Raw genomic sequence first — 24550 nt, forward strand, 5'->3', positions numbered from 1 at the left:
TGCTATTCCGGCAGGGTAAACGGTACCGCGACAAAGCGGCGGTCCGAGCCTTCGAAGCCCCGCGAATAAACGCCGATCAGCGCCACCAGTGGGTCCGGCCCCTGCGTGTAGCGCATGGAGGCGAACACCGCTTCGATGTCATAGGCATGCGGGCAAGAACGTGACGTGGGAATCGCCGTGTCCTTGGCAGCCGTCGCGGCTTTGCCCGACTTGAGGTTCCTGACGGTCACTTCCATGCCGACGGGTGTCGCAATATCGAGATCGAAACAATTGCCCGGCGCCGGCAGCTTCACGTCCCTGACGGTGATGTCGTAGGCGCCCAGCGCCTCGTAGTCAGCGGGATTGGCCGAGGAAGCATAGTAGCGTCCGAACCGCGCCGTGCGGCGGTCCGCGATATCCAGCTGCGTAAAAGGCATGTGCACCAGCGTTTCGACGCTGCCCGTGATGTTCAGCTTGTCCAGTACCGGCTGTGCCTGCGCCAGCGCCTTTGCCCGCGTGGCGTCGAGCTGCACTTCGTCGTCACCTTCGTCCTTGTCCATCACCTTCACAGGCGTGCCCTTCACCCAGGTGTCGGCCGCAAGATCGATGACGAAGATGTCGGCGTATTCAAACCCGGAACCATCCTGCATGCCGTACTGCTCGAAGGCGAAATATTTGCCATCAGGCGAGAAACCGATGGCGCGTGATTGCGCTCCGTCTGCCGCAAGCCCCGGACCATCCAGCACGCCGAGCAGGGGCAGCGCCAGTAGCCAACGCATCAGAAGGCCTTGAAGGTGACGAGCGTATATGTGTCCCGCACGCCCGGTACGGACTGGATCTTGTCGGCAATGAACCGGCCCACATCCTGATCTTCTTCGAGATACAGTTTCACCAAAAGGTCGAAACCTCCAGCGGTGGAATAGATCTCCGACGCGACTTCCGAATCCGCGATGGACGACGCCACCTCGTAGGATTTTCCGAGGTCACATTTGATCTGCACGAAATAGGCACGCATGAGAGGTCCTTACTGTTGCGGGTCCTCGGCGAACTGGCCCCCGCTCCAGCGGTACCATGTGAAGCGCTGGGTCACGAGATCGCCACGCGCGTCAAACTGCACGTTGCCGAGAATGGTGGATACGGTGCTGCCGCCCTTCAGCCAGTCGGCCATGGCGCGGCCATTGTTGACGCCAGCCGCCTTTGCCGCGGCGGCAAACACTTCCACGGCGGCATAGGAGGGGAGCGTTGCACCTTCACTGCCGCCTTCGCCGGGCAAGGCCTGCTCCACCCGGAAGCGGTTGGCCAGCGTCAGGGGATCGACGGCAAAGGTCACGCGCGTGCCTTCTCCGGCGTCGCCTGCGCGTTCCCAAAAGACTTCGTTCAGCAGCAGGTCCGGCCCATAGAGCCGCGCCGCGATGTTTGCTTCCTTCAACGCCTTTGCAACATTGCCGGCATCAGAGGCCGAGAGGGCGAGATAGACGACGGTGGGTGTTGCCGCCTGCACCGCTGTCACCAGGTCCGTGAGGTTCGAGGTGCCGGGCTTCACCACATGTTCCGTGCCGCTTGAAATCTTGCCCTTGAGCCGTTCGACGAGGCTGCGCATCACCGGCTGTCCGTCACTGATGATGGCGACCTTGGCATTCGCATCATCACCAAGAATGCGCGTTGCCGCGGCATCCGCCTGTGCATCATCACGCGATGCCAGCCGCAGGATGTTCCAGCCCGGCTGCTCGGTCACGGCGGGGAGCGTGGCGGCAGGCGTAATGGCGACGATGCCAGCGTCGAGATAGACTTTTCCCGCCGCGATCATGGCGCCCGAACAGAAATGTCCCACGACCACGCGCACGTCCTGGCGCGCAAGGTCCTGTGCCGCGTCGAAGGCGCGGCGGGTATCGCAGGCGTCATCGGCAACAACGCTGCGCAGGGGCTCGCCATTGATGCCGCCGCCCGCATTCACCGCCGTGATGGCCGCCTCCACGCCCGCCTGCATCTGCTTGCCGAACACGCCGTTGGGCCCGCTCATGGGCCCCGCCACGCCCACCAGAATATCTGCAAGGGCAGGGGAGCCGAGCGCGGCCAAGACAAGCATCGAAAGACTGAAACGCAAGGTGCGCGACTCCGCCATGGGATTGCATCAAGGCTATTGCGCGCAAGGCTGGACCGCAAGCGCCAAAGAAAAACCGCCCGGGGTTCGCCCGGGCGGTTTCCTCAGCCGAAGCTGAAGAGATGCTTATTCGTTTTCGACGTAGGTGAACGAACCGTCATCCTGCTTCTTCCAGGTGTAGAGCACGTAGTCAGGACGCGTGATGTCGCCCTTGGCATCGTAGCTCAGTTCACCGATGGCAGTCGCCCACGGGCCGTTCTTCTTGATCGAGTCGGCAACAGCCTGCGCGTCGTCGTTCTTGCCAACCTTGGTGGCGGCACCGGCGATCACCTGCATGGCAGCGTAGGAGTACAGCGTGTAGGCTTCGGGTTCGAAGCCGGCAGCGCGGAACTTCTCGACGATGTCCTTGGCTTCCGGACGCTTGCGCGGATCCGGAGCGAACGTCATCAGCGTACCTTCGACGGCAGGGCCGGCGATGGAAGCGAGTTCGTTCGACACGATGCCGTCGCCAGACATGAACGTGGCATTGAGGCCAGCGTCAGCAGCCTGGCGCTTCAACAGGCCGAACTCCGTGTGGAGGCCGCCCCAGTAGACGAAGTTGACGCCCGCTTCCTTCATCTTGGTGATGAGGGACGAGAAGTCCTTGTCGCCGATGTTGAGGCCTTCATACATGGCTTCGGTCACGCCGCCGCCATTCATCGCCTTCTTGGTTTCGTCAGCAAGGCCCTGGCCGTACGGCGTCTTGTCGTGCAGCACGGCGATCTTGCCGTCCTTGAAGTTCTTCACGATGTAGGCACCGGCAACGGCACCCTGCTGGTCGTCACGGCCGCAGGTGCGGAACGTGTTCCACAGACCGCGCTCGGTAACCTGCGGGTTGGTGGCCGAGGGCGAGATCACGAGCACGCCGTTTTCGGCATACACGTCCGACGCCGGAATGGTGACGCCCGAGTTGAAGTGGCCGATGACGTACTTGACGCCGTCAGCAACGAACTTCTGCGCAACCGAGACGCCCTGCTTGGGGTCCGAAACGTCGTCGCCGAAGGAGAGCTTGATCTGCTCGCCGTTGATGCCGCCAGCGGCATTGATGGCTTCAGCGGCGGCTTGAGCGCCCTTCTGAAGCTGTGCGCCGAAGGCCGCGTTCGGGCCCGTCAGCGGGCCGGCAACGCCGACCAGGATGTCTGCCCATGCCGCGCTGGACACAGCGACCATCGCTGCAAGCGCGAAGCCAGACATAAGGATTTTCTTCATTTCACAACTCCCTGTGTGTGATTTTGGGTCTTGGTTCTTGTCCCTTTCGCAGTGTCCCGAAGGCACCGCTTGGAGCCAAGATTTGCCCATTTCCGGACAAATGTCACGCTGATTCAAACCGGAAAAACAGTGCCTTCCGGCTGTTCAGGCAAAGTCGTTAATTGGTTTTGTTGCGCCAGCCGAAGGGCGACGATTTTTCATAAAGCCAGTGATACTGACGTGTCATCTGGCTGGTGCGGGTGTAGCGCCAGCCCAGATAGGCCACTGCCATGAGAACCGCCGTATCCACCAGGTAGCGGCTGGGGCTGACGAAGGTGGCCTGATAGAGCGCGAAGTGCAGGAAGCGCGCTCCCAGTCCGAGGAGCAGCGAGAGGACGGCGACGTGCCACCCCGGGCGCCAGTCGCTGGCAACGGAGCGTCCCGTCATCCAGGCCGCTCCCACGCAGAGGAGCATGAAGACCCCTTCGCCAAAAAAGGCTTCGCCCGCGAAGATATCCAGAAGCACAGCAGTTCTCCTCAGTGTCCGGTTTCGAGATAGGCGGCGCGCACTTCCGGGTTCGCCAGCAATTCGCGGCCCGTTCCCGACATGGTGATGTGTCCATTCACCATGACATAGGCCCGGTTGGCGAGCTTGAGGGCGCCGAAGGCGTTCTGCTCGACGAGGAAGACGGTGAGGCCCTTCTCGCGGTTGAGCATGCGGATCGCATCAAAAATCTGCTGCACGATGATCGGCGCAAGGCCAAGTGACGGCTCGTCCAGCAGCAAGAGCTTGGGACGTGCCATCAGCGCGCGGCCGATGGCCAGCATCTGCTGTTCGCCACCCGACAATGTACCGGCACGCTGCGAGATGCGTTCCTTGAGGCGCGGGAAGAGCTTGAACACGTCCTGCGAGTCTTCGTCGAAATGCTTCAACCCGTTGAGGTTGGCACCCATCTGGAGGTTTTCGAGCACCGACATGCGCGGGAAGATGCGTCGGCCTTCTGGCGATTGCGCAATGCCGAGCCGGGCGATCTCGTGGGTGGGAAGGTTGGTGATGTCCTGGCCATCGAAGGTGATGGTGCCGCTGCGCGCCCTTGGCGTGCCGAAGATGGTCATCATCAGCGTCGACTTGCCGGCACCGTTGGAACCGATCAGCGTGGCGATCTCGCCCTTGCGCACTTCGAAATCGATGCCCTTGAGCGCCTGGATGTTGCCGTAGAAGGTTTCAACGCCCTTGCCGGTGAGTAGAGCCTCGCTCATGACCGGCCTCCCTTCTTCTTCGCGGTCTTCTTCGCCGCTTTGACGGATGACTTGGCCGCCGCCTTCACGGGCGCGGCGGGCTTTGCGGCCTTCTTCGCAGCCTTCTTGGCCGGAGCCTTGGCGGCGCGCGGCGCTGCGGCAACCGGCGCAGACTTCGCGCGGGCGGGGGCCACGCCTTCAGGCAGGACCAGCACTGGCGGCGGCGGAACACCCACACGCTCGGTCTTGAATTCCGAGGCGATCTTGGGAAGCGGCTTTTGCGCGGCGGGCGCCGGCGCTGCCGTGGCGGCAGGTGCGGCGGCAAGCGCGTTCAGTTCCTCTTCCACGTCTTCCACACCGAGATAGGCGCGGATCACCGCCGGATCGTTGCGCACCGTGTCGGGGGTGCCATCGGAGATCTTCTTGCCGTAGTCGAGCACCACCACATGATCAGAAATACCCATGACCACGCTCATGTCGTGCTCAATGAGGAGGATCGCCATGTTGTGCTCGTCGCGGATCGAGCGGAGCAGCCTGTTGAGTTCCTCCGACTCGCGCGGGTTGAGACCGGCGGCCGGTTCGTCGAGGCAGAGCAGTTCCGGATTGGTGCACATGGCGCGTGCGATCTCAAGCCGCCGTTGTGCACCATAGGGCAGGTCGCCAGCAGGATCATCGGCGCGCGCCGTGAGGCCGATGCGGTCCAGCCAGTAGCGCGCCCGGTCCTTCGCCTCTGCGGCGGAGGTCTTGTAGTGCGACAGGCCGAGGATGCCGCCGAACGTGTAATAGGAGGCACGGTTCAGCGTGTTGTGCTGCGCCACCAGGAGATTCTCCAGGAGTGTCAGACCTGAGAACAGGCGGAGGTTCTGGAAAGTGCGGGCCACCTTTGCTTCGCGGTTCACCCGGAAGTCCGGCAGGCGCTCGAGAAGGTATTCCTCGCCGCCCCGGCGCGTGAGCTTCATCATGCCCTGCGTCGGCTTGTAGAAGCCGGTGATGCAGTTGAACACCGTCGTCTTGCCTGCACCGTTCGGGCCGATGAGCGCGGTGATCTCGCCGCGCCGCGCCTCGAACGACAGGTCGTTCACGGCAACGAGTCCGCCGAAGATCATCGACAGGTGTTCGACGGAAAGGATCGTGTCTTTGCTGGTCATGTCAGCCGTGGCCTTCCTTGGTGAATTCGCCAGAGATGGCCTTGCGTTCGGCATGCAGGTAGTCGGATGGCTCGCGTGTGCCCACGAAGCCGCGCGGCTTGTAGAGCATCACCAGCACCATCGCGAGACCGAAGATCAGCATGCGGTAGAGTTCCGGCGTGAAGTCCGGACCGAAGATGATCTTCAGGAAATCCATCTGGCGCAGCAGTTCCGTGCCGCCGATCATGGCGATGGCCGCAACGGCGATGCCGCCCAGCGAACCCATGCCGCCGAGCACGACGATGGCGAGGATCACGGCGGACTCGAGGAACACGAAACTCTCCGGCGAGACGAAGCCCTGGCGCACGGCGAAGAAGGCACCGGCGAAACCGCCGAACATCGCGCCCATGGAGAAGGCGGTGAGTTTCGTCGTCGTGGTGTTGATGCCGAGCGAACGGCAGGCGATTTCATCTTCGCGCAACGCTTCCCACGCGCGCCCGATGGGCAGGCGGCGCAGGCGGATCGTCACGAGAGCCGTGAGCATGCACAGGCCGAGGATGAGATAGTACAGGAATATCTTGTACCAGACCGACGACATGGGCAGGCCGAAGCTCGCGGCAAAGCCGTCGGGCTTGGCGTTGAATTCGTAGAGGCCGAACAGCGTGGCCTTGGCGACGCCCGAGACGCCGAACGTGCCCTTGGTCACGGCTGTCCAGTTGATCAGGACGAGACGGATGATTTCACCGAAGGCCAGCGTCACGATGGCGAGATAGTCGCCGCGCAGGCGCAACACCGGGAAGCCCAGGATCATGCCCCAGAACGCCGCGAGTATGCCGGCGAGCGGCAGCAGGACCCAGAAGGAAGCGCCGGGGAAATGCATCGAGACAAGCGCGTAGGTGTAGGCACCCACCGCATAGAAGGCCACGTAACCGAGATCGAGCAACCCCGCGAGGCCCACCACGATGTTGAGCCCCCAGGCCAGCATCACGTAGATCAGGATCTGAATGCCGAAATTGTCCACCCACTTGAGCGAGCCGCTCACACCGAACAGCGCCAGCATCAGCATCGGGTAGATCAACAGGAAGACCAGGGCGATCTTGAACCGGTGGTCGCGCAGCCAGCCATGTTTTTCAACCGGCGTGGCAGCGGCCTTGGCGGCACGGCGTGCTTCCCGCGCCGGCTGGATAAACGCTGTCATCACGAAGCGGACGACCATCGCGGCGCCGACCATGCTGAACAGCAGGCCCCAGCGCTGGTTGAGGATCAACTCGTTCTTGATGTTCTGGTCGGTGCGGAAGCCGATCAGCAGGATGAAGAGGCCGAAGACCACGATGCCGGCGTAGGCGGCATCGCGAAGTGCGTTCTGGAACAGGTTTCCCTGCGCTTTCGGTTGAGCAGTCATGATGTGCTTAGACCTTTTCCACTTCGGGCCGGCCGAGAATGCCGGAAGGCATGAAGATGAGCACGATGGCAAGGATGCTGAAGGCGGCCACGTCCTTGTAGTCGATGGAGAAGTAGGCCGACCACAGCGCTTCAATCAGGCCGATCAGCAGGCCACCGAGCACGGCACCCGGCAGTGAGCCGATGCCACCCAGCACCGCGGCGGTGAAGGCCTTCACACCAGGCACGAAGCCGTCGGAGAAAACGATGACGCCATAATAAGTGAGGTAGAGCGTGCCCGCGACGGCTGCGAGGGCGGCACCCATGATGAAGGTGATCGAGATGGTCTTGTCTACGTCGATGCCGAGGAGGGCGGCCATCTTGCGGTCCTGCTCGCAGGCGCGCTGGGCGCGGCCGAGCGGCGTGCGGTGCACGATGTACCAGAAGGCCGTGAGCAGGGCCACCGTGACGACGACGATCAGTACCTGCTTCCACGACACGGTGACGTTTTCAGTCAGGCGGAAGCCGCCGGAAACGAGAGCGGGGATGGGCTTGTTGCGCGGCCCTTGCGAGACCTGCAAGAAGTTCGACAGCACGATCGACATGCCGATGGCGGTGATCAGCGGCGCAAGGCGGAAAGACCCGCGCAGCGGCTTGTAGGCTACGCGCTCGATGGTCCAGTTCCACAAGCTGGTGAGCACCAGCGCCACCACCATCATGACGAGAAGTGCGATGGCTGAGGGAATGCCTGCAAACATCGAGGTGACGAGCAGGTAAACGATGAGGGCCATGAAGGCGCCGACGGTGAAGATGTCACCGTGAGCGAAGTTGATCATGCCGATGATGCCGTACACCATCGTGTATCCGATGGCGATCAGGCCGTAGATGGACCCGAGTGTAAGTCCGTTAATGAGCTGCTGGAGAAAATACTCCATGTGCCCCCCTATGTAATTGACGCGTGTCTCGTATGCCCAAGGCTCATGTGCGACCCCGGTTGCTGGCGGTTTTAAGTGAGCGAATCCATAAATACAAGTGTAGCAATCAGCAGGTTTCACTGTGGAAATCGGGCGGTTTGGAGGAAATCGGATTTGGAGGGTGTTAGGGTAGTGGAAAACCCCGGTTCCATTCCAAATTGTAATGCCTCACCGGGATTCACGACGTTCCCAGCCGGATGTTGACCCCCCGGGCGAACTCGGGCAATTCCCGATATATATCTGTTCGGCATATATCGGAGTGATGCATTGAACGTGAAGACACTGTGCCTGGGTTTCCTGACCACGAAGGAAGCCACGGGATACGAGATCAAGAAGGAATTCGAGGAGGGTTTCTTCAGCCATTTCATCGAGGCGAGCTATGGGTCGATCTATCCGGCCCTGAACCAGCTTGCCGCGCAGGGTCTCGTCACGGTCCGGGAAGAGGAACAGGCGGGCAAACCCGACAAAAAGGTGTACGCCATCACGGAATCGGGCAGAAGCGTGCTGTCGAAGTGGCTTGCGGTTGTTCCGGCCCGGGACAAATACAAGTCTGAGTTCCTGTTCGAAATGTTCCTGCAGCACTATCTAACGCCGCAGCATGTCGTCACGGCTGCCGAAACGCAGCTCGCGCATCTGCGGACGGACTTGAAAAATATCAGGCACTGCCGGGAAAAATGTGTAGATCCCGCAGTGATCGCCGGGGGGCCAGACTTCGTTCTGGGTTATGGCGAAGCAGTACTGACAGCGGCTGTCAGGTATCTTGAGGCAAAACTGGTCGAGTTGGGCGTGCCGCAAGCACCGTCCGTGGCCGCAGAATAATTTTTTTGGAGACGTGCGAATGATCCGCCGTATCATCTATTTGCTTTTGGCAACGATTGTCTTTGGCGGCCTTGCCGGCCTCATTGCCTTCTACGCCTTTGACTTCAAACCCAAGATGATCGCCCAGATCATCACCAGCGCGCCACGGCCACCCGTGACCATCGCCGCCGAGGATGCCAAGACGGAAACGTGGCAGCCTCTTATCGCCGGCATCGGCACCTTGCAGGCAACCGAGGGCATCGACATCACCCCGCAGGTGAGCGGCACGGTGCAGAAGATCAATTTCGATTCTGGCGTGCTGGTGAAGAAGGGTGACATCCTCGTGCAGCTCGATACGGCGACCGACGAAGCCGATCTGCGCAGCCTGGAAGCCCAGCTTGTCAACGCCGAGGCGGACCTCGCCCGCAAGAGCAAGGTGTTCGAAAAGGGCTACGCCGCCCGCGCCTCGCTTGATGCGGCCCAGGCCCTCCGCGACCAGCTTGCCGCCAACAAGGAACGCGTGGAAGCGCAGATGAAGTTGAAGACGGTCGTGGCACCGTGGGACGGCCGCGTCGGCCTCCGTTCGATTTCGGTCGGCAGCTTCGTGGCACCGGGGCAGAAGATCACCTGGCTGCAGAAGACCGACGATATCTTCGCTGACTTCGCGGTGACGGAAACCGATTTTGGCAGGATCAAGGTGGGACAGAAGGTCCACGCCCGTTTCGCCAGCTGGCCTGACCAGGTTTATGACGGCGAAGTGGTGACGGCAGACGCCCGCGTGTCCGACGAAAGCCGCACCATCACGGTGCGCGCCAAGATCGCCAACGCGGATGGCAAGTTGCTGCCCGGCATGTACGCCAATGTGGAAGTGGAAGCAGGCGAACCGATGGAGGTCGTGACCATTCCGCAGACGGCCGTGACGTTCTCGCTCTACGGTGACACGGTGTACGCCGTTGTGCCCGCCAAGCAGCTCGACCCCAAGGCCAAGGATGGCGAACTCGCCGCCGAACGCCGCTTCGTGAAGACGGAAGGTGTCCGCAACGGACGCATCGCCATCATCAAGGGCGTGACTGTCGGCGACAAGGTTGTGACAGCTGGGCAGAACAAGGTGGAGCAGGGCGCGAAGGTGGTCGTGAACAACGACATCGCGCTCAAGGAATTTGACCCGACGACGGTGCAATAAAGGACATCAACCCCATGCATTTCACCGACATCTTCGTCAAGCGCCCCGTCCTTGCCACGGTGGTGAGCCTGCTTATCCTGCTCGCTGGCGCGCAGGCCGTGCTCAAGCTGCCTATCCGGCAGTTCCCCGAAGTTTCCGATACCAAGATCGAAATCACGACGGCCTATCCCGGTGCCAACGCCGACCAGATCAAGGGCTTCATCACCACGCCCTTGCAGCAGGCCGTGGCCTCCACGGAAGGCGTGGAAACCTTGACCTCGCGTTCGGCCCAGAATGTCTCCACCATCACGCTGAAGCTGCGCCTTGATGCCGACGCTGACCGCGCGCTGGCCGACGTGCTGTCCAAGGTGAACGAAGTGAAGGGCGTTCTGCCGGAGCAAGCCAACGATCCGGTGGTGAAGCGCACCACGGGTGCTGGCTTCGCGCTCATGTATATCAGCTTCAAGAGCACCGAGATGACGCCGCCGCAGGTGAGCGACTACCTCGACCGCGTTGTGAAGCCGAAACTGCAGGCGATCAACGGCGTTGCCGCGGCTGAAATTCTCGGCGGCTCGACCTTCGCCATGCGCGTCTGGCTCGACCCGGACAAGATGGCCTCCTTCGGCATTACACCGCTTGATGTGTCGCAAGCCCTGCAGTCCAACAACTTCACCACCGCCGCCGGCGAAGTGAAGGGCCTGTTCACGCAACAGAACATCAACGCCCAAACCTCGCTGGAGACGCCGGAGCAGTTCGGCCAACTCGTCGTGGCCAACCGTGGCGGCACCATCATCCGCCTCGGCCAGATCGCCCAGGTCAACCTCGGTCCCCAGAGCTTCGGCAGCGCCTCGACCTTCGATGGCGTGAAGGCCGTGTTCATGGGCATCGAAACCACGCCGGATTCGAACCCGCTCACCGTCATTGCAAATGTGCGCGATGCCATTCCGGAAATCGCCAAGCAGTTGCCAACCGGCCTTGAGGTGAAGATCGCCTACGACGCGACCGAGTTCATCAACGAGTCCATCTGGGAAGTGGGCAAGACGCTCGCCGAAGCCTCGATCATCGTGATCCTCGTGATCTTCCTCTTCCTCGGCAACCTGCGCTCGACGCTCATTCCTGTCGTTACCATTCCGCTGTCGCTGATTGGTGTTGCGGTCGTGCTCATTGCGCTCGGCTACTCCATCAACCTGCTGACCTTGCTGGCGCTCGTGCTCGCCATCGGCCTTGTGGTGGACGACGCCATCGTCGTCGTTGAAAATATCCATCGCCACATCGAGGAGGGGATGACGCCCTTCGTCGCCGCCCTCAAGGGTGCGCGCGAAATCACCGGGCCCGTCATCGCCATGACCATCACGCTCGCCGCTGTTTATGCGCCGATCGGGTTCACCTCCGGGCTGACTGGTGCCTTGTTCCGCGAATTTGCCTTCACGCTGGCGGGCGCCGTGATCGTGTCCGGAGTCATCGCCTTGACGCTGTCACCCATGATGACGTCGAAACTCCTGAAGTCGCATGCCCACCAGAGCTGGTTCAGCCGTCTGGTGGAGCGCGTCTTCGGTGCCTTGCAGCGCTTCTACCGCCGCCGCCTCGACGGCACCATCCGGCAGCGCGCGGTCTTCGCCTGGATTGCCGTGTTGACGATTGTCCTGTCCGGCGTTCTCTATAACGCCATCAACCGCCAGCTTGCGCCGGCGGAAGACCAGGGCGTGCTCTTCGCCTTCGTCAACGCGCCGGACCACACCAACCTCGACTATCTCACCAGCTACACCGACCCTCTGTCGGAAGAGCTGCTCAAGTTGCCGGAACGGCAGAACCTGTTCTCCATCACCGGCTTCCCCAGCGCCCAGTCCGCCTTCCTCGGCCTCATCCTGAAGCCGTGGGGTGAGCGTGAGCGGTCCGACCTTTCGGTCATGGGAGAATTGCAGCCCAAGTTCGGCAACGTGGCGGGCGTGCAGATTTTCGCCACCGCGCCATCGGCCATTCCCGTGGGCGCCGGTGAATTGCCCATCGAGTTCGTGATCACCTATCCAGGCGAATACACCGAGCTTGCCGACGTGCTGGAGAAGCTGAACGCGGAAGCCATGAAAAGCGGCCTCTTCATCTTCACCAACGCCGACCTCCGCTTCTCAACCCCGCAGTTGGAACTGGTCGTCGACAAGGACCGTGCCAACAAGCTTGGCGTGACCATGCGCGACGTCGGTGCCACCCTGGCCACACTGCTGGGCGGCAACAACGTCAACCGCTTCACAGTGCAGGGCCGTTCCTACCAGGTGATCCCGCAGGTGCCCCGCGCCGAGCGTGAGACGGCTGAGAACATCCTGAAGTACCGCGTGCGCGCCACGGACGGCAGCATGGTGCCGCTTTCCTCCTTTGTGACGCTGAGCAAGTCGGTGCAACCCAACGGACTGCAGACGTTCCAGCAGTTGAACTCGGCCACGCTCTCCGGCGTGCCCTTCCCGGGCCGTACAATTGGTGAAGGCATTGCCTTCCTCAAGAGCAAAGCGGACGAGCTGTTCCCGCGCGGCATGGCCTACGACTTCAAGGGTGAAAGCCGCCAGTTCGTGAACGAAGGAAACACGCTGGCGATCACCTTCGCGGTCGCCTTGCTGCTCATCTACCTTGTGCTTGCCGCACAGTTCGAAAGCTTCCGCGATCCCTTCGTCATCCTCATCGGCCTGCCGGCCACGGTGTTCGGCGCACTCTTCGTGCTGTTCATCCTGGGCGAGGTCAATGGCATGATGCAGAACAACCCGCCCATCAACCTGGGTTCAGGCACGATCAACATCTACACCCAGATCGGTCTGGTGACGCTGATCGGCCTCATTGCCAAGCACGGCATCCTGATGGTGGAGTTTGCCAACAAGCTCCAGGAAACAGAAGGATTGGACAAGCACACCGCCATCAAGGAAGCCGCGGCCATCCGCCTGCGTCCGATCCTGATGACCACCGCCGCCATGGTGATCGGCGTTGTTCCGCTGCTCATCGCCAACGGCGCGGGTGCCAAGAGCCGCTTCGACATCGGCGTGATCATCGCCGCTGGCATGGCAATCGGCACCATGTTCACGCTCTTCATCACGCCTGCCGTGTACTCCTACGTCGCCCGTGACCGCCGCCGCTTCATCGCGGATGCCCACCAGCACGAGGATGAAATGGCCGCCGACAACGTGATCCATGGCGAGACAGGCCACGCCCCGAAGGTCGTGTCCGCACCCGCCAATGACCAGGACAAGAAGGGACGGAAGAAGCGTTCCGACCTCGCGGAAGCGGCGGAGTAAATCCGCCGCCTTCAAAACATCACTCAGCTGAGTTGAGAGAGCCCTGATGCAATGCGCGTCAGGGCTTTTTTGATGTCGTCTTCGCTGGCGGCAAAGGACAGCCGAATGGACGTGGGCGCACCGAAGGCCGTGCCGGGCACCGTGGCAACGCCATGCTCTTCCAGCAGCCAGTCGCACAACTCGTCCGGCGTGGTGATGCGTGTATTGCCCGCGGCCTTTCCCAAAACCGCAGACACATCCGGGAAGGCATAGAAGGTGCCGGGAATATCACCGATGCGCAGGCCCGGAATGGCGCGCAGCCCCGCGATCACAAGGTCGCGGCGCTGGCGGTACGCCTCGCGCATGGCAGCGACTTCGTCGCGGGGGCCTGTCAACGCCGCGATGGCGGCGCGCTGTACGAATGAGTTGGCACCGGCCGAGACGATGCTCTGCATGCGGCCCATGGCCTTGGCGATTGGCTCGGCCGCCGCCGCATAGCCAAGCCGCCAGCCGGTCATGGCAAAGCCCTTGGCGAAGCCGTTGAGCGTGATCGTGCGCGCCAGCATGCCCGGCAGGGAGCCGAACGACACCATCTCGCCGTCGAACATGATGTATTCGTAGATCTCGTCGGACAGCACCATCAGGTTGGGGTGCGCGTCGACAATCGCCGCAATCGCTTCAAGCTCGGCCCGGGTCCACACCGCGCCGGTGGGGTTGCAAGGCGAGTTGAGAATGATGAGCTTCGTCTTCGCCGTCACCGCCGCGGCGATGCGCTGGGCCGGCACCTTGTAATTCTCGTCCACGCTGGAAGAGAGCACCACGGGCGTTCCACCCGCGAGACGCACCGTGGCCTCATAGGACACCCAATAGGGCGCAAGGATGATTACCTCGTCGCCGGGACCGATCACCGAAAGCACGGCATTGGCAATGGCCTGCTTCGTGCCGTTGGCAAGAACGATTCCCGACGCGGGGTAGGGCAGGTTGTTTTCCGTCTTCAATTTAGTGGCGATGGCTTCCCGCAGTTCGGGAATGCCCGCCACCGGCGCATAATGGGTGAAACCCTGGTCCAGCGCCGCCTTGGCCGCATCACGGATGTTGAGCGGCGTGTCGAAGTCGGGTTCCCCCACCGTCAATGCCACCACGTCGCGGCCCTTGGCGCGCAGTTCCCGCGATTTCTGCGCCATTCGGATGATGGCACCTTCATCGGCGGCATTGGCGCGGGAGGAAAGTTGCAGGGCGGGGTCGAAGGCCGGGTTTGCGCTGGTCATGATGGGGGCGTGCTATGCCAGCTTCTCCTTGCTCCGTCGAGGGCGGGCGGCTACATGCGGCCCATGAAATCAATCCTTGCCTCCCTCGCCATCCTGGCCCTCGCGCTGCCGCTCACCGCCTGCAACAACGAAGCCAATGGCGTGCGCATCAGCACGGAAAAGAAGAAGGTTGCCCCGGCGGCAGTCGTCCTGAAGCCGCGGTCCGAGCCCATCTTCTACAACGGCAAGACCTATCATCTCGATTTCGCTCCCGGTACAGGTGGTGCTTTCGACATGGCCGTGGGCGGCATGAATGCCAAGCAGGAGAAGGATGCCGTGGCGGTAGCCACCTCGTCGCTCCGCTACTTCGCCTGTCCCGAAGGCAAGACGGGCAAGCTCACCAACAAGCCCGCGTATGATGGCGGCGCGTGGAAGTTGCAGGCCCGCTGCGGCTGATCGCAACCGGGCCTGTCTTGCGAGACAGGAACCAATCTGCTTAGTTTTGCATTGAGTTGAAGGGTCCGCAGCCTGTGGTCCTCTGGCTTCTGGCTGCCGTCCCCTTGCGTGAGCGAGTGGCGGGAGTGTTCGATGTTGCTGTTGGATACAGTTCTCAAACGGCTGATCCGGAAGGGCGACCTGCGCCTGACCGACTGGACCGGAGCGGAAACGCGCTACGGCGACGAGTCTCCACCGCATGTCCACGTGAGGATTACCTCCGCCGCAGCAGCGCGCAAGATCGCGCTCGATCCGGATCTCAATCTCGGCGAATCCTACATGAACGGTGGCCTGACGCTGATCTCGGGCACGATCTATGATTTTCTGGCGCTGTCGATGCGGAATATGGAGCGACAGGGCCGTGCCCACTGGATTCACAATGTGGTGTTGAAGGGCCGCCTCGCCACGCGCCGCATTGCCCAGCACAATCCCGTCGGCAAGGCGAAGGAGAACGTGGCCCGCCACTATGACCTCTCTGGCGCACTCTACGACCTCTTCCTCGATGTCGACCGGCAATATTCCTGCGCCTATTTCGAAAGTTCCAACGCGACTTTGGAGGATGCGCAGCTTGCCAAGAAGCGCCATCTTGCCGCCAAGCTCAACATCAAGCCTGGCATGAGGGTGCTGGATATCGGTTCCGGATGGGGTGGCCTCGGGCTCTACCTGGCGGAAGTCTGCGGGGCGGAGGTGACTGGCGTCACCCTGTCGGAAGAACAGCACAAGCTCTCCTCCGAACGCGCCAGCCAGCGGGGCATTTCGGACCGCGTGCAATTCCTGCTGAAAGACTACCGCCACCTTGAAGAGAAATATGACCGCATTGTCTCAGTCGGCATGTTCGAGCATGTCGGCATCGGGCACTATCCGGAATTCTTCGCCAAGGCTGCGACGCTGCTCAAACCCGATGGCGTGGCGGTGCTCCATTCCATCAACCGTTCAGATGGCCCCGGCGTCACCAGCGCCTGGATCAACCGCTACATCTTTCCCGGCGGGTATATTCCGGCTCTTTCGGAAGTGATTCCTCATCTGGAACAGCAGGGGCTCTACGTCACCGACATCGAAATCCTGCGCCTGCACTATGCGGAAACACTACGCCACTGGGCCCGCCGCTTTGCCGGCAACCGCGAGCGCGCCAAGGCTCTGTACGATGAACGCTTCTGCCGTATGTGGGAGTTCTATCTCGCCGGTTCCGAATGCGCCTTCCGCTTCGGCGGCATGAACAACTTCCAGATCCAGTTCGGTTTGAACCAGCACATCCTTCCCATGACGCGGGATTACATCCAGGGCGAGGAAGACCGCCTGCGCAAGATCGAGCGCAAGACGCCGCGCCTGCGCAAGGTGGGTTGAGTTACTTCAGCCCCTTGCGGCTGAGCAATTTCGGCAGCAGCAGCACCCCGGCCAGGAAGGGATGGCGGCGTTGCCATGGCGTGACAGTGATCTTCACGCCCGCGTGGCGCTCGATTTTCCAGGCTGCATAATCAGCGCCGCCCTGAAACGTGAACGCCGCTTTTGCAAGCCGTGCCAACGACCACAGCTTGCCGAGGACCCGCTTGGCGCGCCACGACGAGACCAGCGGCGCGCTGGCCGCAAGCAGGCGGCCGAGGTCGGCATAGTAGTCCGCATCGGCGGCCACGATCAGCGCCGCCCGTGATCGGCCTTCGGGGCGCAACTCTGTGCGGTAGGTATTTTCAAACAATCCTTGCCAGGGCTGCTGCGGCGACAGATAGAGGCCGTGCCGGTAAGCGGTACGCACCGCTGTTGCGAGTGACTCCAACACATCGCCCCGCGCCAACTCGGATGTCGTCCAGACGATGCGGCTCGGTTGCGCAAAGCGCGCCCAGATGTAAGGATTTCGCGTGTCCGCCGACGCGAGCCTCGCAAAGCGTGCTGCCGTGATGACGGCATATTTGCTGCGCAACGTGACACCGTCAAAATCGCGCTCGGCGTAATGGACATTGGGAGGAATGCGATCACCCAGAAAACGGATCAGCGCGTTGCCCGAGAGATGCGCAGGCTCATCCACCAGAACATAGAAATCAATCAGCGTTTCGGCAGGCGAGGAATCCCGAAGTGCCGATCCATAGGCCAGCACCGCCACCGTACCCGGATGGGATTGCGCAAGTGCGGTCGCAAATGCCGTGATCTGCCCGTGAACCGGGCGCTGCGTGATCGTGCCAAGATAGTCCGAGAGGTCGTCCATCAGCGGATGATGTAGGTGAATTCAGGACCGCTCTCAATGCGCAACGGCTCATGCGATGGTCCGAAGAAAAACTCCCCATCGATCACATACTCCGCCGGCGTGTCGATGCTGCAGGCGTGAACAGCGCGGCTCACGGCGCCTGGCAGCGGCCGGCGGTTCTCGCCCCCCATGATGGCTGAGAGAAACCAGCGGGGAATGCTTGGCACCGGATAGGGGAACACCGTCAGGCGGATCGGTCCTGTCTTGCCACCCCAGAACGGCCGCGTGCCAAGGATGAGTTTGTCGAGCGTCGTCGCCAGAACCAGCAGATGCGTGCCGGTTGCAAGCGTCACGTCGCCAGCCTTCACCGTCAGCGGGAAGGGACGGTCGAACCGGCTTTCATCATGCGGGTTGGGAGCGCTGAACACGCTCTTGCCCACAGCTCCAGCCAGCGCCGTAAAGGTGGCGAGATTGCCTTTGACGCCCTTGTCGTTCAGCGAGACCTGCGTGTAGCGCGTCGCCGCACTTACCGCACCCGTGCCGAGGAACATGCCGTGCCGCGGCACGCCATCGCGCGGATTGACGGCGCGGAGCGTCGGGCGTCCGCGCGTTTCCTGCGGTTTGGGCGCCGCAATGAAGGCCGCCTGCGCCGCGATACTTTTCGTGCGATAACCGATGTCGGCCGCCGTCATGTTTGTTGTGCCGTGCGGCAGCAGGCAGAGGCGGGGCAGGGCGGGAAAGATGTTCTTCTCCACCAGCAGAGTCTGGATCGCCTGCACCGTGCCATCGCCCGACGAGATGAACAGGTCCGTTACGCCGGCCTTGGCGAAATCCCGGAGCGCCTGTTCCAGCGCGCCGAATTGCGTCAGCAGATGAACCTGCACATGCGGTGTCTTCTCCAGCGCGGTGGCGAGTGCGGTGCCCCGGCCATTGCCGCGCCCCGCCTTGGGATTGATCAGGACGCCGGCCGTCATGCCTGCGCCATCCACGAGGACAGCTTGCCCCCGGCCTTGCGCTTGGCGGCAAGGCCTTGCGCCAGTTGCAGGCCGTGCAGCACGAGGCAAATGGCGGTCCAGGCAGCCACGGCCACCAGTCCCCAATCCGGCCGGCCCACGAGCCAGCCGATGGAGAGGAGAATGAGGTTCGGGTTTCGCCGCGCCGTGATTTGACGGAAGAACGTGTCGATGCGCCGCCAGATGTGAATTTCGAGTCCCAACCACTTGATGCTGATGCCTTCCATCACACGCTGCAGCACGTAGCCGCCGAGGATGATGCCCGTCAGCCACCAGAAGAGCGAGGCATCAAGCCCGAGGCCCCAGGCCGAGAGGCCGACCGCCCAGGCGATGTACCAGAACGGCGGATGCACAAGATCGATGCCGTGGTCGAAGACATCGCCCCATTTGCTTGAGGTGAGCGTGGTTCGCGCAAGTTTGCCATCCACCGTGTCGAGGAAGGTCATCAGCCACGCCGCAAGAAGACCCCAGCCGAACTGGCCTTGCAGGAACAGGAAGAAGGCAGCGACCGTGGCGACGGCGGCGACGCTCGTCACCATGTTGGGCGTAATCGCTCGCGCCGCGAGGAACTGAGTCACCACGAAAGCGGGACGCGGCCACACGTGCTTGGTCACAAGATCGGTAGCGCCCTTGTAGGTGCCCATGAACACACGCCAGGCAATTGCCTCGGCGGTAGCAGGTGTCACCACAAGCGCATAGGGCGTCTCGCGCTTGCGCAGCGCCTTCCAGAACGACACGTCGAGCTGAGAAGGTTTGCGCGCCATCACGCCTGGAAGGTTGGGAAGGTTTCCGCCCAGCATTGAGGCCTGCACGGCCGGAAGCTGATCCGCCGTCACGTGGGCGGCCACCGGCACATCGCCCTCGCTCGCCAGCAGCAACAGGTTCGGCGTCTGCATCAGGCCGGTGACAAGCGGCTGGTCCAGCACCGCATCGGCGCGCACGGCAATGACGGGTCCGGTGTGATTGCGCGCCTCATCGGCACTGATCCGCTGTGCAAGTCCGGCACGCGCGAACTGCACCGCGATCCGCTCCGGCAAGCGTTTGCCGAACAGGCGCAAGTCGCTGTCGCCCAGGATGCAGAGCGCCAGCGACGCGTCGTACGCCGTGCCGGAAGGGGAGGTATTCGATGGGTTCATGTGCATCAGCCGCCGTCAGACTTGTTCCGTCTGCAAGGTCAAATAGGCGGCGATGGCCGCAAACACCAGCACAGGCATCCACGCTCCAAGCCAGGGCGAGACGAAGCCCAGTTCACCCACCGACAGCGAAATGCCGTCGAGCACGAAGAAGGCAAAGCCCAGCCCCACGCCCAGCGCAAACAGGATACCAAGGCCGCCACCGCGCCGGAAGCGGGCCGCCAGTGGCACACACAGCGCCACCATAACCACCGCGATGAGGAACGGCGTCAGCCGCTTGTGACGCCAGGTCTGGTAGACATAAGCGGGCCGGATTCCGAAGCCATCGTTCGCAATGAAATAATTGAGGTCGGAGAAGGTCATTTCCTCGGGATCGCCCGAGCGTGACCCCGCTGCGGCAGGGCGCATCTGCCCGGAATACTGCATGCGGGCGGATTTCTCCGGGGGCTTGTTGCCACGGAAATAGGTCGTTGCGTTGGTGAGGTCCCACACCTCGCCCTTCCGCTCGGCATGCTCGGCGAAAATCTGTTCCAGCAGCAAGCCATCGGCATCGCGCTTGAAGATCACGACGTCTTCCAGCTTGCGTGAATCGCGGCTGGCACTGGCGGCGCGGAGAATGTCATTGCCGGAGCGCAGCCAGATAGGATCCTTCTCGCCGATCTTCAGCCGCTCCTTGCCGTAGTCGCCGATGCCCCAGTCGCGGAGCGCCGGCGCTGCCGCTGGTACGGCCCGGTCGAGCAGGACGAAATGCAGCGTCCCCACCAGCAGCGCCAGTGGCGCCAGCATCATCACCAGCCGCGCCGGTGATATACCTGCCGCCCACACGGCCACGAGTTCGTTTCGGTAGCTGAGTTCGGTGAGCGTGAGCAGCAGCGCCATCAGCAGGCTCATGGGCAGGAACGTGGCCATGGTCAGGGGCATGCGGTGAAGCACATAGGTCGCCGCCGATGCCAGCGCGCTGCTTTCGTGGAGGGCGAGGATGTCCTTCGAGTAGGCCACCACTTCGAGTGTCAGCACAAAAAGCGTGAGCCCGACGAGGATGGCAACGAAGCGCATCAGCACCATGCGGCTGATCATGAGCGCGATGATTCTCATGCATCCCTCCGGATGCCGAACAGCCACAACACGCGGGCCGTCACGCGCGAGGTGAAATCCTGCAGCGGCATCAGCACGCGGTCCAATCCGTCGCCGCCCAGGCGGAAGCTCGCGGCATAGAAGCGCCAGAAGGCGAAGGCAGCGAGCAGCGCCAGCGGCAGCCACTGCGTGAGCCACGGAGAAATACCGCTGGAGCGCGACGCAAGTGCGCCCTGCTGGATGATCTCGTAGTAGGCCACCAGCAGGCCCAACGCCACGACGATCCGATAGGCCCGCGGGCTGCGCGCCCGGCCGATGGCGAAGGGCAGCGCCAGGAACGGCAACAGCAGGATGGACAGCACGCTCACGATGCGGCGATGCAGCTCGGAACGGAACGCATCCGCGCTCACCTTGTTGAAGGTCTTGGTGTCTCCCTTCACCAGTTCATTGAAGAACAGTTCCTGCTCGTCTTCGCCGCGCGGACGGAAGATGTCCTTGGAGACCTTGCCCAGTGGCGTATCCGTTGTGGCGAACTCGGCGACACCGGCGGGAATGGGCTCCACGCCCTTGGAGAGCGTCGGCCAACGCTCCACCTGCAGGCGGTGCCCATTGTTCAGGCGCAACACAGGCCGCGTCTGTCCCGGCACAGGGATGAGCACGCCGTTGGAGGCCGTCAATGTCTCTGCTCCGTTCGGCCCGTTGTAGTCGAAGAGGAAGATGCGCTTGAAGGTGCTGTTGCTGCGGTCCAGCTGGTCAAGGATGAAGGTGCGCGAGCCCGACTGCATGAACACGCCTTCCTCCGCCAGGTAGAAGGCATCGACATTGGTGATGTCGAAGATCACCGAGCGATAGGCGTACCGTGTCGTCGGCTGCAGCCAGCCGAAGATCACCACCGACGCCGCCATGAAGACAATTGCCAGCAGGAAGACCGGCCAGGCGAGGCGGTGCAGTCCCACGCCAGCCGCCAGCATGGCATCCAGTTCGTTGCTCTTGGAGAGCTTGCTGAACCCGAACAGCAGCCCGATGAACAGGGCCGCCGGCACGGCCGTGCCAAGGTAGTGCGGCACGAGATAGGCCAGCAGTTCAAACACGGCGCCGAAGGAGTTGTTCTTGCCCAGCGTGGTGTCGAGCAGCCGCACCAGCCGCTCAGCCAGAAGCATGAGCAGCCCGATGGCGAGGCTGGCACCCAGCGGCGCCAAGACCTGCCGCAAAACGTATCTGTCGATAATGGTGAGCACGATGTGTCCTGGCCGGGGGGTTTAGCCGGACAACCGGAAGGCGTCCAGCAGCGCGCCATGAAGGCTGGATTTCTGGAATTCCGTCAGAACAGGAGCGGATTTCAGGTCGGGAACGCCGGGCCAGCCCGGATCAGGGAAGGCCACGCCCTCAAAGTCCTGGGAGACGGCATAACGGGGCAGCACATGAAAATGCACGTGCGGGTCCACCATCATCAGCGCCAGGTAATTGATCTTGTCGTAGTCGCGGAAATGCTTCAGCGCCCGCTCGATCCGGTGGGTGAGATCGGCGAGTTCGGCAAAGGCCGCCGCCGGCAGTTGCGAGAATGTTGGTGCCTCGCTCTTGGCGCACAGTACCAGCGCACCCAGTGTCACCTGTTGGGGGCGCCGCAGCACGCACCAGAAAGCACTCTCGTGCACCACCGTGCCGGGATAGCCGAACTTCAGCAGCGTTGCATGCATTCTCAGAAATCCTCGCCCAGGACGCCGGAACGGCCATCCGTGAAACGCCCGGTCCCGCCGTCGAGCCGGCGGATGGTGAGGCGCGTGAACCATTGTCCGCGCGCGCGGCTCACGCTGTATTCGTTCCATTGGGCGCTTTCGTGGCCGTCGCGGTCCACCATGCTGGCGGAGGGAACGCCCACCACGAAGGCGGTGCCGGAGGCTGTTTCCAGCGGGTGCACCATGGTCTTGTGGTTGTGGCCGTGGATCACCAGTTCCGCCCCGCCGGATTTGAGAATGTCAGCGAGTTCTGGCGCGTCGGTGAGTGCCTTGCGCGGCCGGGCGAGACCGGGGAGCGGCGGATGGTGGATCATGACGACCCGGTAGAATCCGCGGGTTCCCAGGTCCTTGAGCCGCTGCTCCAGCGCCACCCGTTGCTGCGGCCCCAACGTGCCGCCTGCCTTGCGGAGCGATTGCGGAACAGCACTGTTGAGTCCGATGATCGCCACGTTGCGGCGCAGGCGCACGAAAGGAAAGGCGTGGTCGCTCGCCGATCCGTCGCCCTGCATGAAGGCATTGAACAGTCCGAGTCCCGTTTCATGCGCAGCCTTCACATAGGCGTCGTGGTTGCCCGGCACCATGGTGACATTCGCTGGCGCACCGAAACTGTTGAGCCAGGTCAGGCCCCGCCGGAACTCCGCCTTCGAGGCAATGTTCACGAGATCGCCCGTGAAGCAGATATGATCCGGCTTCTGCGCGAGGATATCGGCGCGCAGGTCGTCCGCGTGGCTGTTGATGTGCAGGCCCCGGCGCCGGAACCGCCAAGACAGGCCGCCGATGATCCGCTTCAGCCGGAAGTCATTGAACACATCCCCCATGCCCACCGGACCCAGGTGCACGTCGGAAAAATGGGCAAGCGTGAAGTTCATGGGCTTGGAATGGCGTCCGTTGACTTCCCCTGAATCGGGTGCGATTGAGCCTCCTCCTTATTCCTTTCAAACCAAAGGGTTCAAGTCTCGTGCGAGTGATCATTCTGGCCGCAGGGCAGGGCAAGCGGCTGCTGCCGCTGACGGCGGAAGTTCCGAAGGCGCTTCTCGACATTGGCGGCAAGCCGTTGATCGAGCGTCAGATTGAAGCCTTCGCTGCCTGCAACGTGAAGGACGTGGTGGTCGTCACGGGTTACGCCTGCGGACGCATGGAAGAGGCCCTGCAGGCCATCGCCGCGCGCTACGGCGCGAAGGTGACGTGCGTCTACAACCCGTTCTATGCGGTGGCCGACAACTTGGCCAGCTGCTGGCTGGCCCGCAGCGAAATGACCGGCGACTTCATCCAGGTGAACGGCGACAACGTTTTCCGCAGCGACCTCGTGGAGCGTCTCCTCGCCGCGCCGAAAGACCCCGTCAGCGTCGCCATCAACGTGAAGTCGGGCTACGATGCCGATGACATGAAGGTGATGATGGACCGCGGCCGCCTCACCGAAGTGGGCAAGACGCTGCCCGTCGACACCGTGAATGCCGAGGCCATCGGCTTCTATGTCTTCCGGGGAACGGGCGTGAAGGCCTACCGCGATGAACTGGACCTGGCGATGCGCGACCCGCAAGGCCTGAAGCGCTGGTTCCCGTCCGCCGTCGGCTCACTCGCCAAGAAGGTACCCGTCTCGACGATCGAGATCACCGGCCTGCGCTGGGCGGAGGTGGATTTCCCCGCCGATCTCACCCACGCACGCCAACTGGTGGCCGGTTGGGATCAGCCCTGAGATTTCATCCGTTGACGGATGATCTGCTCTGCCAGCGCATGGTCGCTGGGCTTGTCCACGTCAATGGCGGCCTCCGCGAAGGGCAGCAACACCGGCGCAATGCGAAACCCGAGACGGCGCGACATCTCGTCGAAGGCCTTTTGCAACGTCAGCTTTCCCAATGCGAAGGCGAGCAGCGGGCGCAATCCGAAGGCGGCCACCAGCTTCCACGGCTTCTTGCGGTTGCGCTCCATGTCATGCCAGACATCGAACAGCCTGAGTCCTGCGGGTGAAGTGACGGCAAAGAGATTGCAGCCCGACACCCGGTCGCGTCCCAGGCGGAAGAATGTGCGCTTCGTTTCGGGATAGGCGGCAAGGATTGTCTCCGCCGTGGCAAGGCCGACGCAGAAGTCCGCCTTGCTGCTGAGCGCACGGGCGCAGAAATCCGTCACCATTTCCGCAGTGAGCAACGCATGATCACCGGTGGTGACGAGCACCGGAAACGTGCCGGCCGCGAGAACGGCAGCCTTGGCGGAGGAGGGCGCCGAATTGGCCGCTGCCAGCATTCTCGCCTGCGCGGACAACGCGCCCGCGGCGTGCACACCTGCATCCGCATTGTCGATTGAGACCAGGATGGGCAAGCCCACCTCGGCACCGGTCAGCGCGCCGAGCACCCGCTGCAGCATGGGGACACCCGCAACAGCGATCCCGCATTTGTGGGCAACACCAAACGCCTTCGCCATGGGGTCATCCGGTCCGCGCC

The 24550-nt window shown here is 62.6% G+C and carries 24 protein-coding genes; 6 read left to right on the forward strand and 18 right to left on the reverse strand.

Going from position 1 to position 24550, the window contains the following annotated elements:
- Positions 1 to 2 precede the first annotated feature (2 nt).
- From IPM06_12865 to IPM06_12905, 9 genes are all read right to left on the reverse strand, one after another.
- Positions 3 to 758: a DUF2259 domain-containing protein gene (locus IPM06_12865; GenBank protein MBK8771314.1), complete on the reverse strand. Its 756-nt coding sequence runs from the start codon at positions 756 to 758 to the stop codon at positions 3 to 5.
- On the reverse strand, positions 758 to 994 hold the full coding sequence (locus IPM06_12870; protein MBK8771315.1) for an Lrp/AsnC ligand binding domain-containing protein: 237 nt from the start codon (positions 992 to 994) through the stop codon (positions 758 to 760). Before IPM06_12870 ends, IPM06_12865 begins: the two co-directional genes overlap by 1 nt.
- 9 nt (positions 995 to 1003) lie before the next feature.
- On the reverse strand, positions 1004 to 2101 hold the full coding sequence (locus IPM06_12875; GenBank protein ID MBK8771316.1) for a branched-chain amino acid ABC transporter substrate-binding protein: 1098 nt from the start codon (positions 2099 to 2101) through the stop codon (positions 1004 to 1006).
- Positions 2102 to 2206: 105 nt separating this feature from the next.
- The gene (locus IPM06_12880) at positions 2207 to 3328 is read right to left on the reverse strand and encodes a branched-chain amino acid ABC transporter substrate-binding protein (GenBank protein MBK8771317.1); all 1122 of its coding nucleotides are present in this window, start codon (positions 3326 to 3328) and stop codon (positions 2207 to 2209) included.
- Between the two features lie 157 nt (positions 3329 to 3485).
- Complete coding sequence (locus IPM06_12885; GenBank protein MBK8771318.1) at positions 3486 to 3782, reverse strand: hypothetical protein; 297 nt, start codon at positions 3780 to 3782, stop codon at positions 3486 to 3488.
- 62 nt (positions 3783 to 3844) lie between these two features.
- Positions 3845 to 4567 carry an ABC transporter ATP-binding protein gene (locus IPM06_12890; protein ID MBK8771319.1) on the reverse strand — a complete coding sequence of 241 codons (723 nt, stop codon included), beginning with the start codon at positions 4565 to 4567 and terminating at the stop codon, positions 3845 to 3847.
- A complete protein-coding gene (locus IPM06_12895; GenBank protein MBK8771320.1) occupies positions 4564 to 5694 on the reverse strand; it encodes an ABC transporter ATP-binding protein in 1131 nt (376 codons plus the stop codon). The genes IPM06_12890 and IPM06_12895 overlap by 4 nt, the downstream gene beginning before the upstream one ends.
- 1 nt (position 5695) lies before the next feature.
- On the reverse strand, positions 5696 to 7075 hold the full coding sequence (gene livM / locus IPM06_12900) for a high-affinity branched-chain amino acid ABC transporter permease LivM (protein ID MBK8771321.1): 1380 nt from the start codon (positions 7073 to 7075) through the stop codon (positions 5696 to 5698).
- Between the two features lie 7 nt (positions 7076 to 7082).
- Positions 7083 to 7988 carry a branched-chain amino acid ABC transporter permease LivH gene (locus IPM06_12905; GenBank protein ID MBK8771322.1) on the reverse strand — a complete coding sequence of 302 codons (906 nt, stop codon included), beginning with the start codon at positions 7986 to 7988 and terminating at the stop codon, positions 7083 to 7085.
- Positions 7989 to 8294: 306 nt separating this feature from the next.
- Between IPM06_12905 and IPM06_12910 the strand changes: the two genes are divergently transcribed.
- The 3 genes from IPM06_12910 to IPM06_12920 are packed head-to-tail and all read left to right on the forward strand — an operon-like array spanning position 8295 to position 13259.
- Positions 8295 to 8846, forward strand: a complete 552-nt coding sequence (locus tag IPM06_12910) for a PadR family transcriptional regulator (protein ID MBK8771323.1) — start codon at positions 8295 to 8297, stop codon at positions 8844 to 8846.
- 19 nt (positions 8847 to 8865) lie between these two features.
- Positions 8866 to 10008, forward strand: a complete 1143-nt coding sequence (locus IPM06_12915; protein MBK8771324.1) for an efflux RND transporter periplasmic adaptor subunit — start codon at positions 8866 to 8868, stop codon at positions 10006 to 10008.
- 14 nt (positions 10009 to 10022) lie between these two features.
- Positions 10023 to 13259, forward strand: coding sequence for an efflux RND transporter permease subunit (locus IPM06_12920; GenBank protein ID MBK8771325.1), 3237 nt, complete (start codon positions 10023 to 10025; stop codon positions 13257 to 13259).
- 23 nt (positions 13260 to 13282) lie between these two features.
- On the opposite strand, the gene IPM06_12925 is transcribed toward IPM06_12920, so the two are convergent.
- Positions 13283 to 14506: a pyridoxal phosphate-dependent aminotransferase gene (locus tag IPM06_12925; protein ID MBK8771326.1), complete on the reverse strand. Its 1224-nt coding sequence runs from the start codon at positions 14504 to 14506 to the stop codon at positions 13283 to 13285.
- A gap of 63 nt (positions 14507 to 14569) precedes the next feature.
- Here IPM06_12925 and IPM06_12930 point away from each other — a divergent pair, with 63 nt between their 5' ends.
- Both IPM06_12930 and IPM06_12935 read left to right on the forward strand, forming a co-directional pair.
- Positions 14570 to 14941, forward strand: coding sequence for a hypothetical protein (locus IPM06_12930; GenBank protein ID MBK8771327.1), 372 nt, complete (start codon positions 14570 to 14572; stop codon positions 14939 to 14941).
- A 132-nt stretch (positions 14942 to 15073) separates the two neighbouring features.
- Positions 15074 to 16324 carry a class I SAM-dependent methyltransferase gene (locus tag IPM06_12935; protein MBK8771328.1) on the forward strand — a complete coding sequence of 417 codons (1251 nt, stop codon included), beginning with the start codon at positions 15074 to 15076 and terminating at the stop codon, positions 16322 to 16324.
- A gap of 1 nt (position 16325) precedes the next feature.
- Here IPM06_12935 and IPM06_12940 read toward each other — a convergent pair whose 3' ends face one another.
- Genes IPM06_12940 through IPM06_12970 form a run of 7 tightly spaced genes read right to left on the reverse strand, consistent with a single transcriptional unit; the run spans position 16326 to position 22981 of the window.
- Positions 16326 to 17177 (reverse strand): hypothetical protein, encoded by an 852-nt coding sequence (locus tag IPM06_12940; protein MBK8771329.1) that lies wholly within the window; start codon positions 17175 to 17177, stop codon positions 16326 to 16328.
- A complete protein-coding gene (locus tag IPM06_12945) occupies positions 17177 to 18130 on the reverse strand; it encodes a hypothetical protein (protein MBK8771330.1) in 954 nt (317 codons plus the stop codon). Before IPM06_12945 ends, IPM06_12940 begins: the two co-directional genes overlap by 1 nt.
- Positions 18127 to 19305 carry a CDP-alcohol phosphatidyltransferase family protein gene (locus IPM06_12950; GenBank protein MBK8771331.1) on the reverse strand — a complete coding sequence of 393 codons (1179 nt, stop codon included), beginning with the start codon at positions 19303 to 19305 and terminating at the stop codon, positions 18127 to 18129. Before IPM06_12950 ends, IPM06_12945 begins: the two co-directional genes overlap by 4 nt.
- Positions 19306 to 19320: 15 nt before the next feature.
- Positions 19321 to 20397, reverse strand: coding sequence for an LptF/LptG family permease (locus tag IPM06_12955; GenBank protein MBK8771332.1), 1077 nt, complete (start codon positions 20395 to 20397; stop codon positions 19321 to 19323).
- Entirely contained in the window at positions 20394 to 21614 is a 1221-nt protein-coding gene (locus IPM06_12960) for an LptF/LptG family permease (protein ID MBK8771333.1), read from the reverse strand. Before IPM06_12960 ends, IPM06_12955 begins: the two co-directional genes overlap by 4 nt.
- A 21-nt stretch (positions 21615 to 21635) precedes the next feature.
- A complete protein-coding gene (locus IPM06_12965; protein MBK8771334.1) occupies positions 21636 to 22073 on the reverse strand; it encodes an HIT family protein in 438 nt (145 codons plus the stop codon).
- Between the two features lie 2 nt (positions 22074 to 22075).
- Positions 22076 to 22981, reverse strand: a complete 906-nt coding sequence (locus IPM06_12970; protein MBK8771335.1) for a metallophosphoesterase — start codon at positions 22979 to 22981, stop codon at positions 22076 to 22078.
- Between the two features lie 89 nt (positions 22982 to 23070).
- On the opposite strand from IPM06_12970, the gene IPM06_12975 reads away from it, so the two are divergent.
- Positions 23071 to 23808 (forward strand): phosphocholine cytidylyltransferase family protein, encoded by a 738-nt coding sequence (locus tag IPM06_12975; protein MBK8771336.1) that lies wholly within the window; start codon positions 23071 to 23073, stop codon positions 23806 to 23808.
- On the opposite strand, the gene IPM06_12980 is transcribed toward IPM06_12975, so the two are convergent.
- Positions 23799 to 24530 (reverse strand): NTP transferase domain-containing protein, encoded by a 732-nt coding sequence (locus IPM06_12980; protein ID MBK8771337.1) that lies wholly within the window; start codon positions 24528 to 24530, stop codon positions 23799 to 23801. The two genes, IPM06_12975 and IPM06_12980, sit on opposite strands and share 10 nt — an antisense overlap.
- Between the last annotated feature and the right edge of the window lie 20 nt (positions 24531 to 24550).

The sequence above is a fragment of the Hyphomicrobiales bacterium genome (assembly GCA_016710435.1).
Lineage (GTDB): Bacteria > Pseudomonadota > Alphaproteobacteria > Rhizobiales > Aestuariivirgaceae > Aestuariivirga.

Excerpts from the sequence above, each read along its gene's own strand:
- IPM06_12935 (MBK8771328.1), top strand. The coding sequence starts at position 15,074 with ATGTTGCTGTTGGATACAGTTCTCAAACGGCTGATCCGGAAGGGCGAC.
- IPM06_12965 (MBK8771334.1), bottom strand. The coding sequence starts at position 22,073 with ATGCATGCAACGCTGCTGAAGTTCGGCTATCCCGGCACGGTGGTGCAC.
- IPM06_12875 (MBK8771316.1), bottom strand. The coding sequence starts at position 2,101 with ATGGCGGAGTCGCGCACCTTGCGTTTCAGTCTTTCGATGCTTGTCTTG.
- IPM06_12940 (MBK8771329.1), bottom strand. The coding sequence starts at position 17,177 with ATGGACGACCTCTCGGACTATCTTGGCACGATCACGCAGCGCCCGGTT.
- IPM06_12920 (MBK8771325.1), top strand. The coding sequence starts at position 10,023 with ATGCATTTCACCGACATCTTCGTCAAGCGCCCCGTCCTTGCCACGGTG.
- IPM06_12890 (MBK8771319.1), bottom strand. The coding sequence starts at position 4,567 with ATGAGCGAGGCTCTACTCACCGGCAAGGGCGTTGAAACCTTCTACGGC.
- IPM06_12980 (MBK8771337.1), bottom strand. The coding sequence starts at position 24,530 with ATGGCGAAGGCGTTTGGTGTTGCCCACAAATGCGGGATCGCTGTTGCG.
- IPM06_12895 (MBK8771320.1), bottom strand. The coding sequence starts at position 5,694 with ATGACCAGCAAAGACACGATCCTTTCCGTCGAACACCTGTCGATGATC.
- IPM06_12880 (MBK8771317.1), bottom strand. The coding sequence starts at position 3,328 with ATGAAGAAAATCCTTATGTCTGGCTTCGCGCTTGCAGCGATGGTCGCT.
- IPM06_12905 (MBK8771322.1), bottom strand. The coding sequence starts at position 7,988 with ATGGAGTATTTTCTCCAGCAGCTCATTAACGGACTTACACTCGGGTCC.
- IPM06_12865 (MBK8771314.1), bottom strand. The coding sequence starts at position 758 with ATGCGTTGGCTACTGGCGCTGCCCCTGCTCGGCGTGCTGGATGGTCCG.
- IPM06_12945 (MBK8771330.1), bottom strand. The coding sequence starts at position 18,130 with ATGACGGCCGGCGTCCTGATCAATCCCAAGGCGGGGCGCGGCAATGGC.
- IPM06_12885 (MBK8771318.1), bottom strand. The coding sequence starts at position 3,782 with ATGCTCCTCTGCGTGGGAGCGGCCTGGATGACGGGACGCTCCGTTGCC.
- IPM06_12915 (MBK8771324.1), top strand. The coding sequence starts at position 8,866 with ATGATCCGCCGTATCATCTATTTGCTTTTGGCAACGATTGTCTTTGGC.
- IPM06_12970 (MBK8771335.1), bottom strand. The coding sequence starts at position 22,981 with ATGAACTTCACGCTTGCCCATTTTTCCGACGTGCACCTGGGTCCGGTG.
- IPM06_12955 (MBK8771332.1), bottom strand. The coding sequence starts at position 20,397 with ATGAGAATCATCGCGCTCATGATCAGCCGCATGGTGCTGATGCGCTTC.
- IPM06_12950 (MBK8771331.1), bottom strand. The coding sequence starts at position 19,305 with ATGAACCCATCGAATACCTCCCCTTCCGGCACGGCGTACGACGCGTCG.
- livM (MBK8771321.1), bottom strand. The coding sequence starts at position 7,075 with ATGACTGCTCAACCGAAAGCGCAGGGAAACCTGTTCCAGAACGCACTT.
- IPM06_12925 (MBK8771326.1), bottom strand. The coding sequence starts at position 14,506 with ATGACCAGCGCAAACCCGGCCTTCGACCCCGCCCTGCAACTTTCCTCC.
- IPM06_12930 (MBK8771327.1), top strand. The coding sequence starts at position 14,570 with ATGAAATCAATCCTTGCCTCCCTCGCCATCCTGGCCCTCGCGCTGCCG.
- IPM06_12870 (MBK8771315.1), bottom strand. The coding sequence starts at position 994 with ATGCGTGCCTATTTCGTGCAGATCAAATGTGACCTCGGAAAATCCTAC.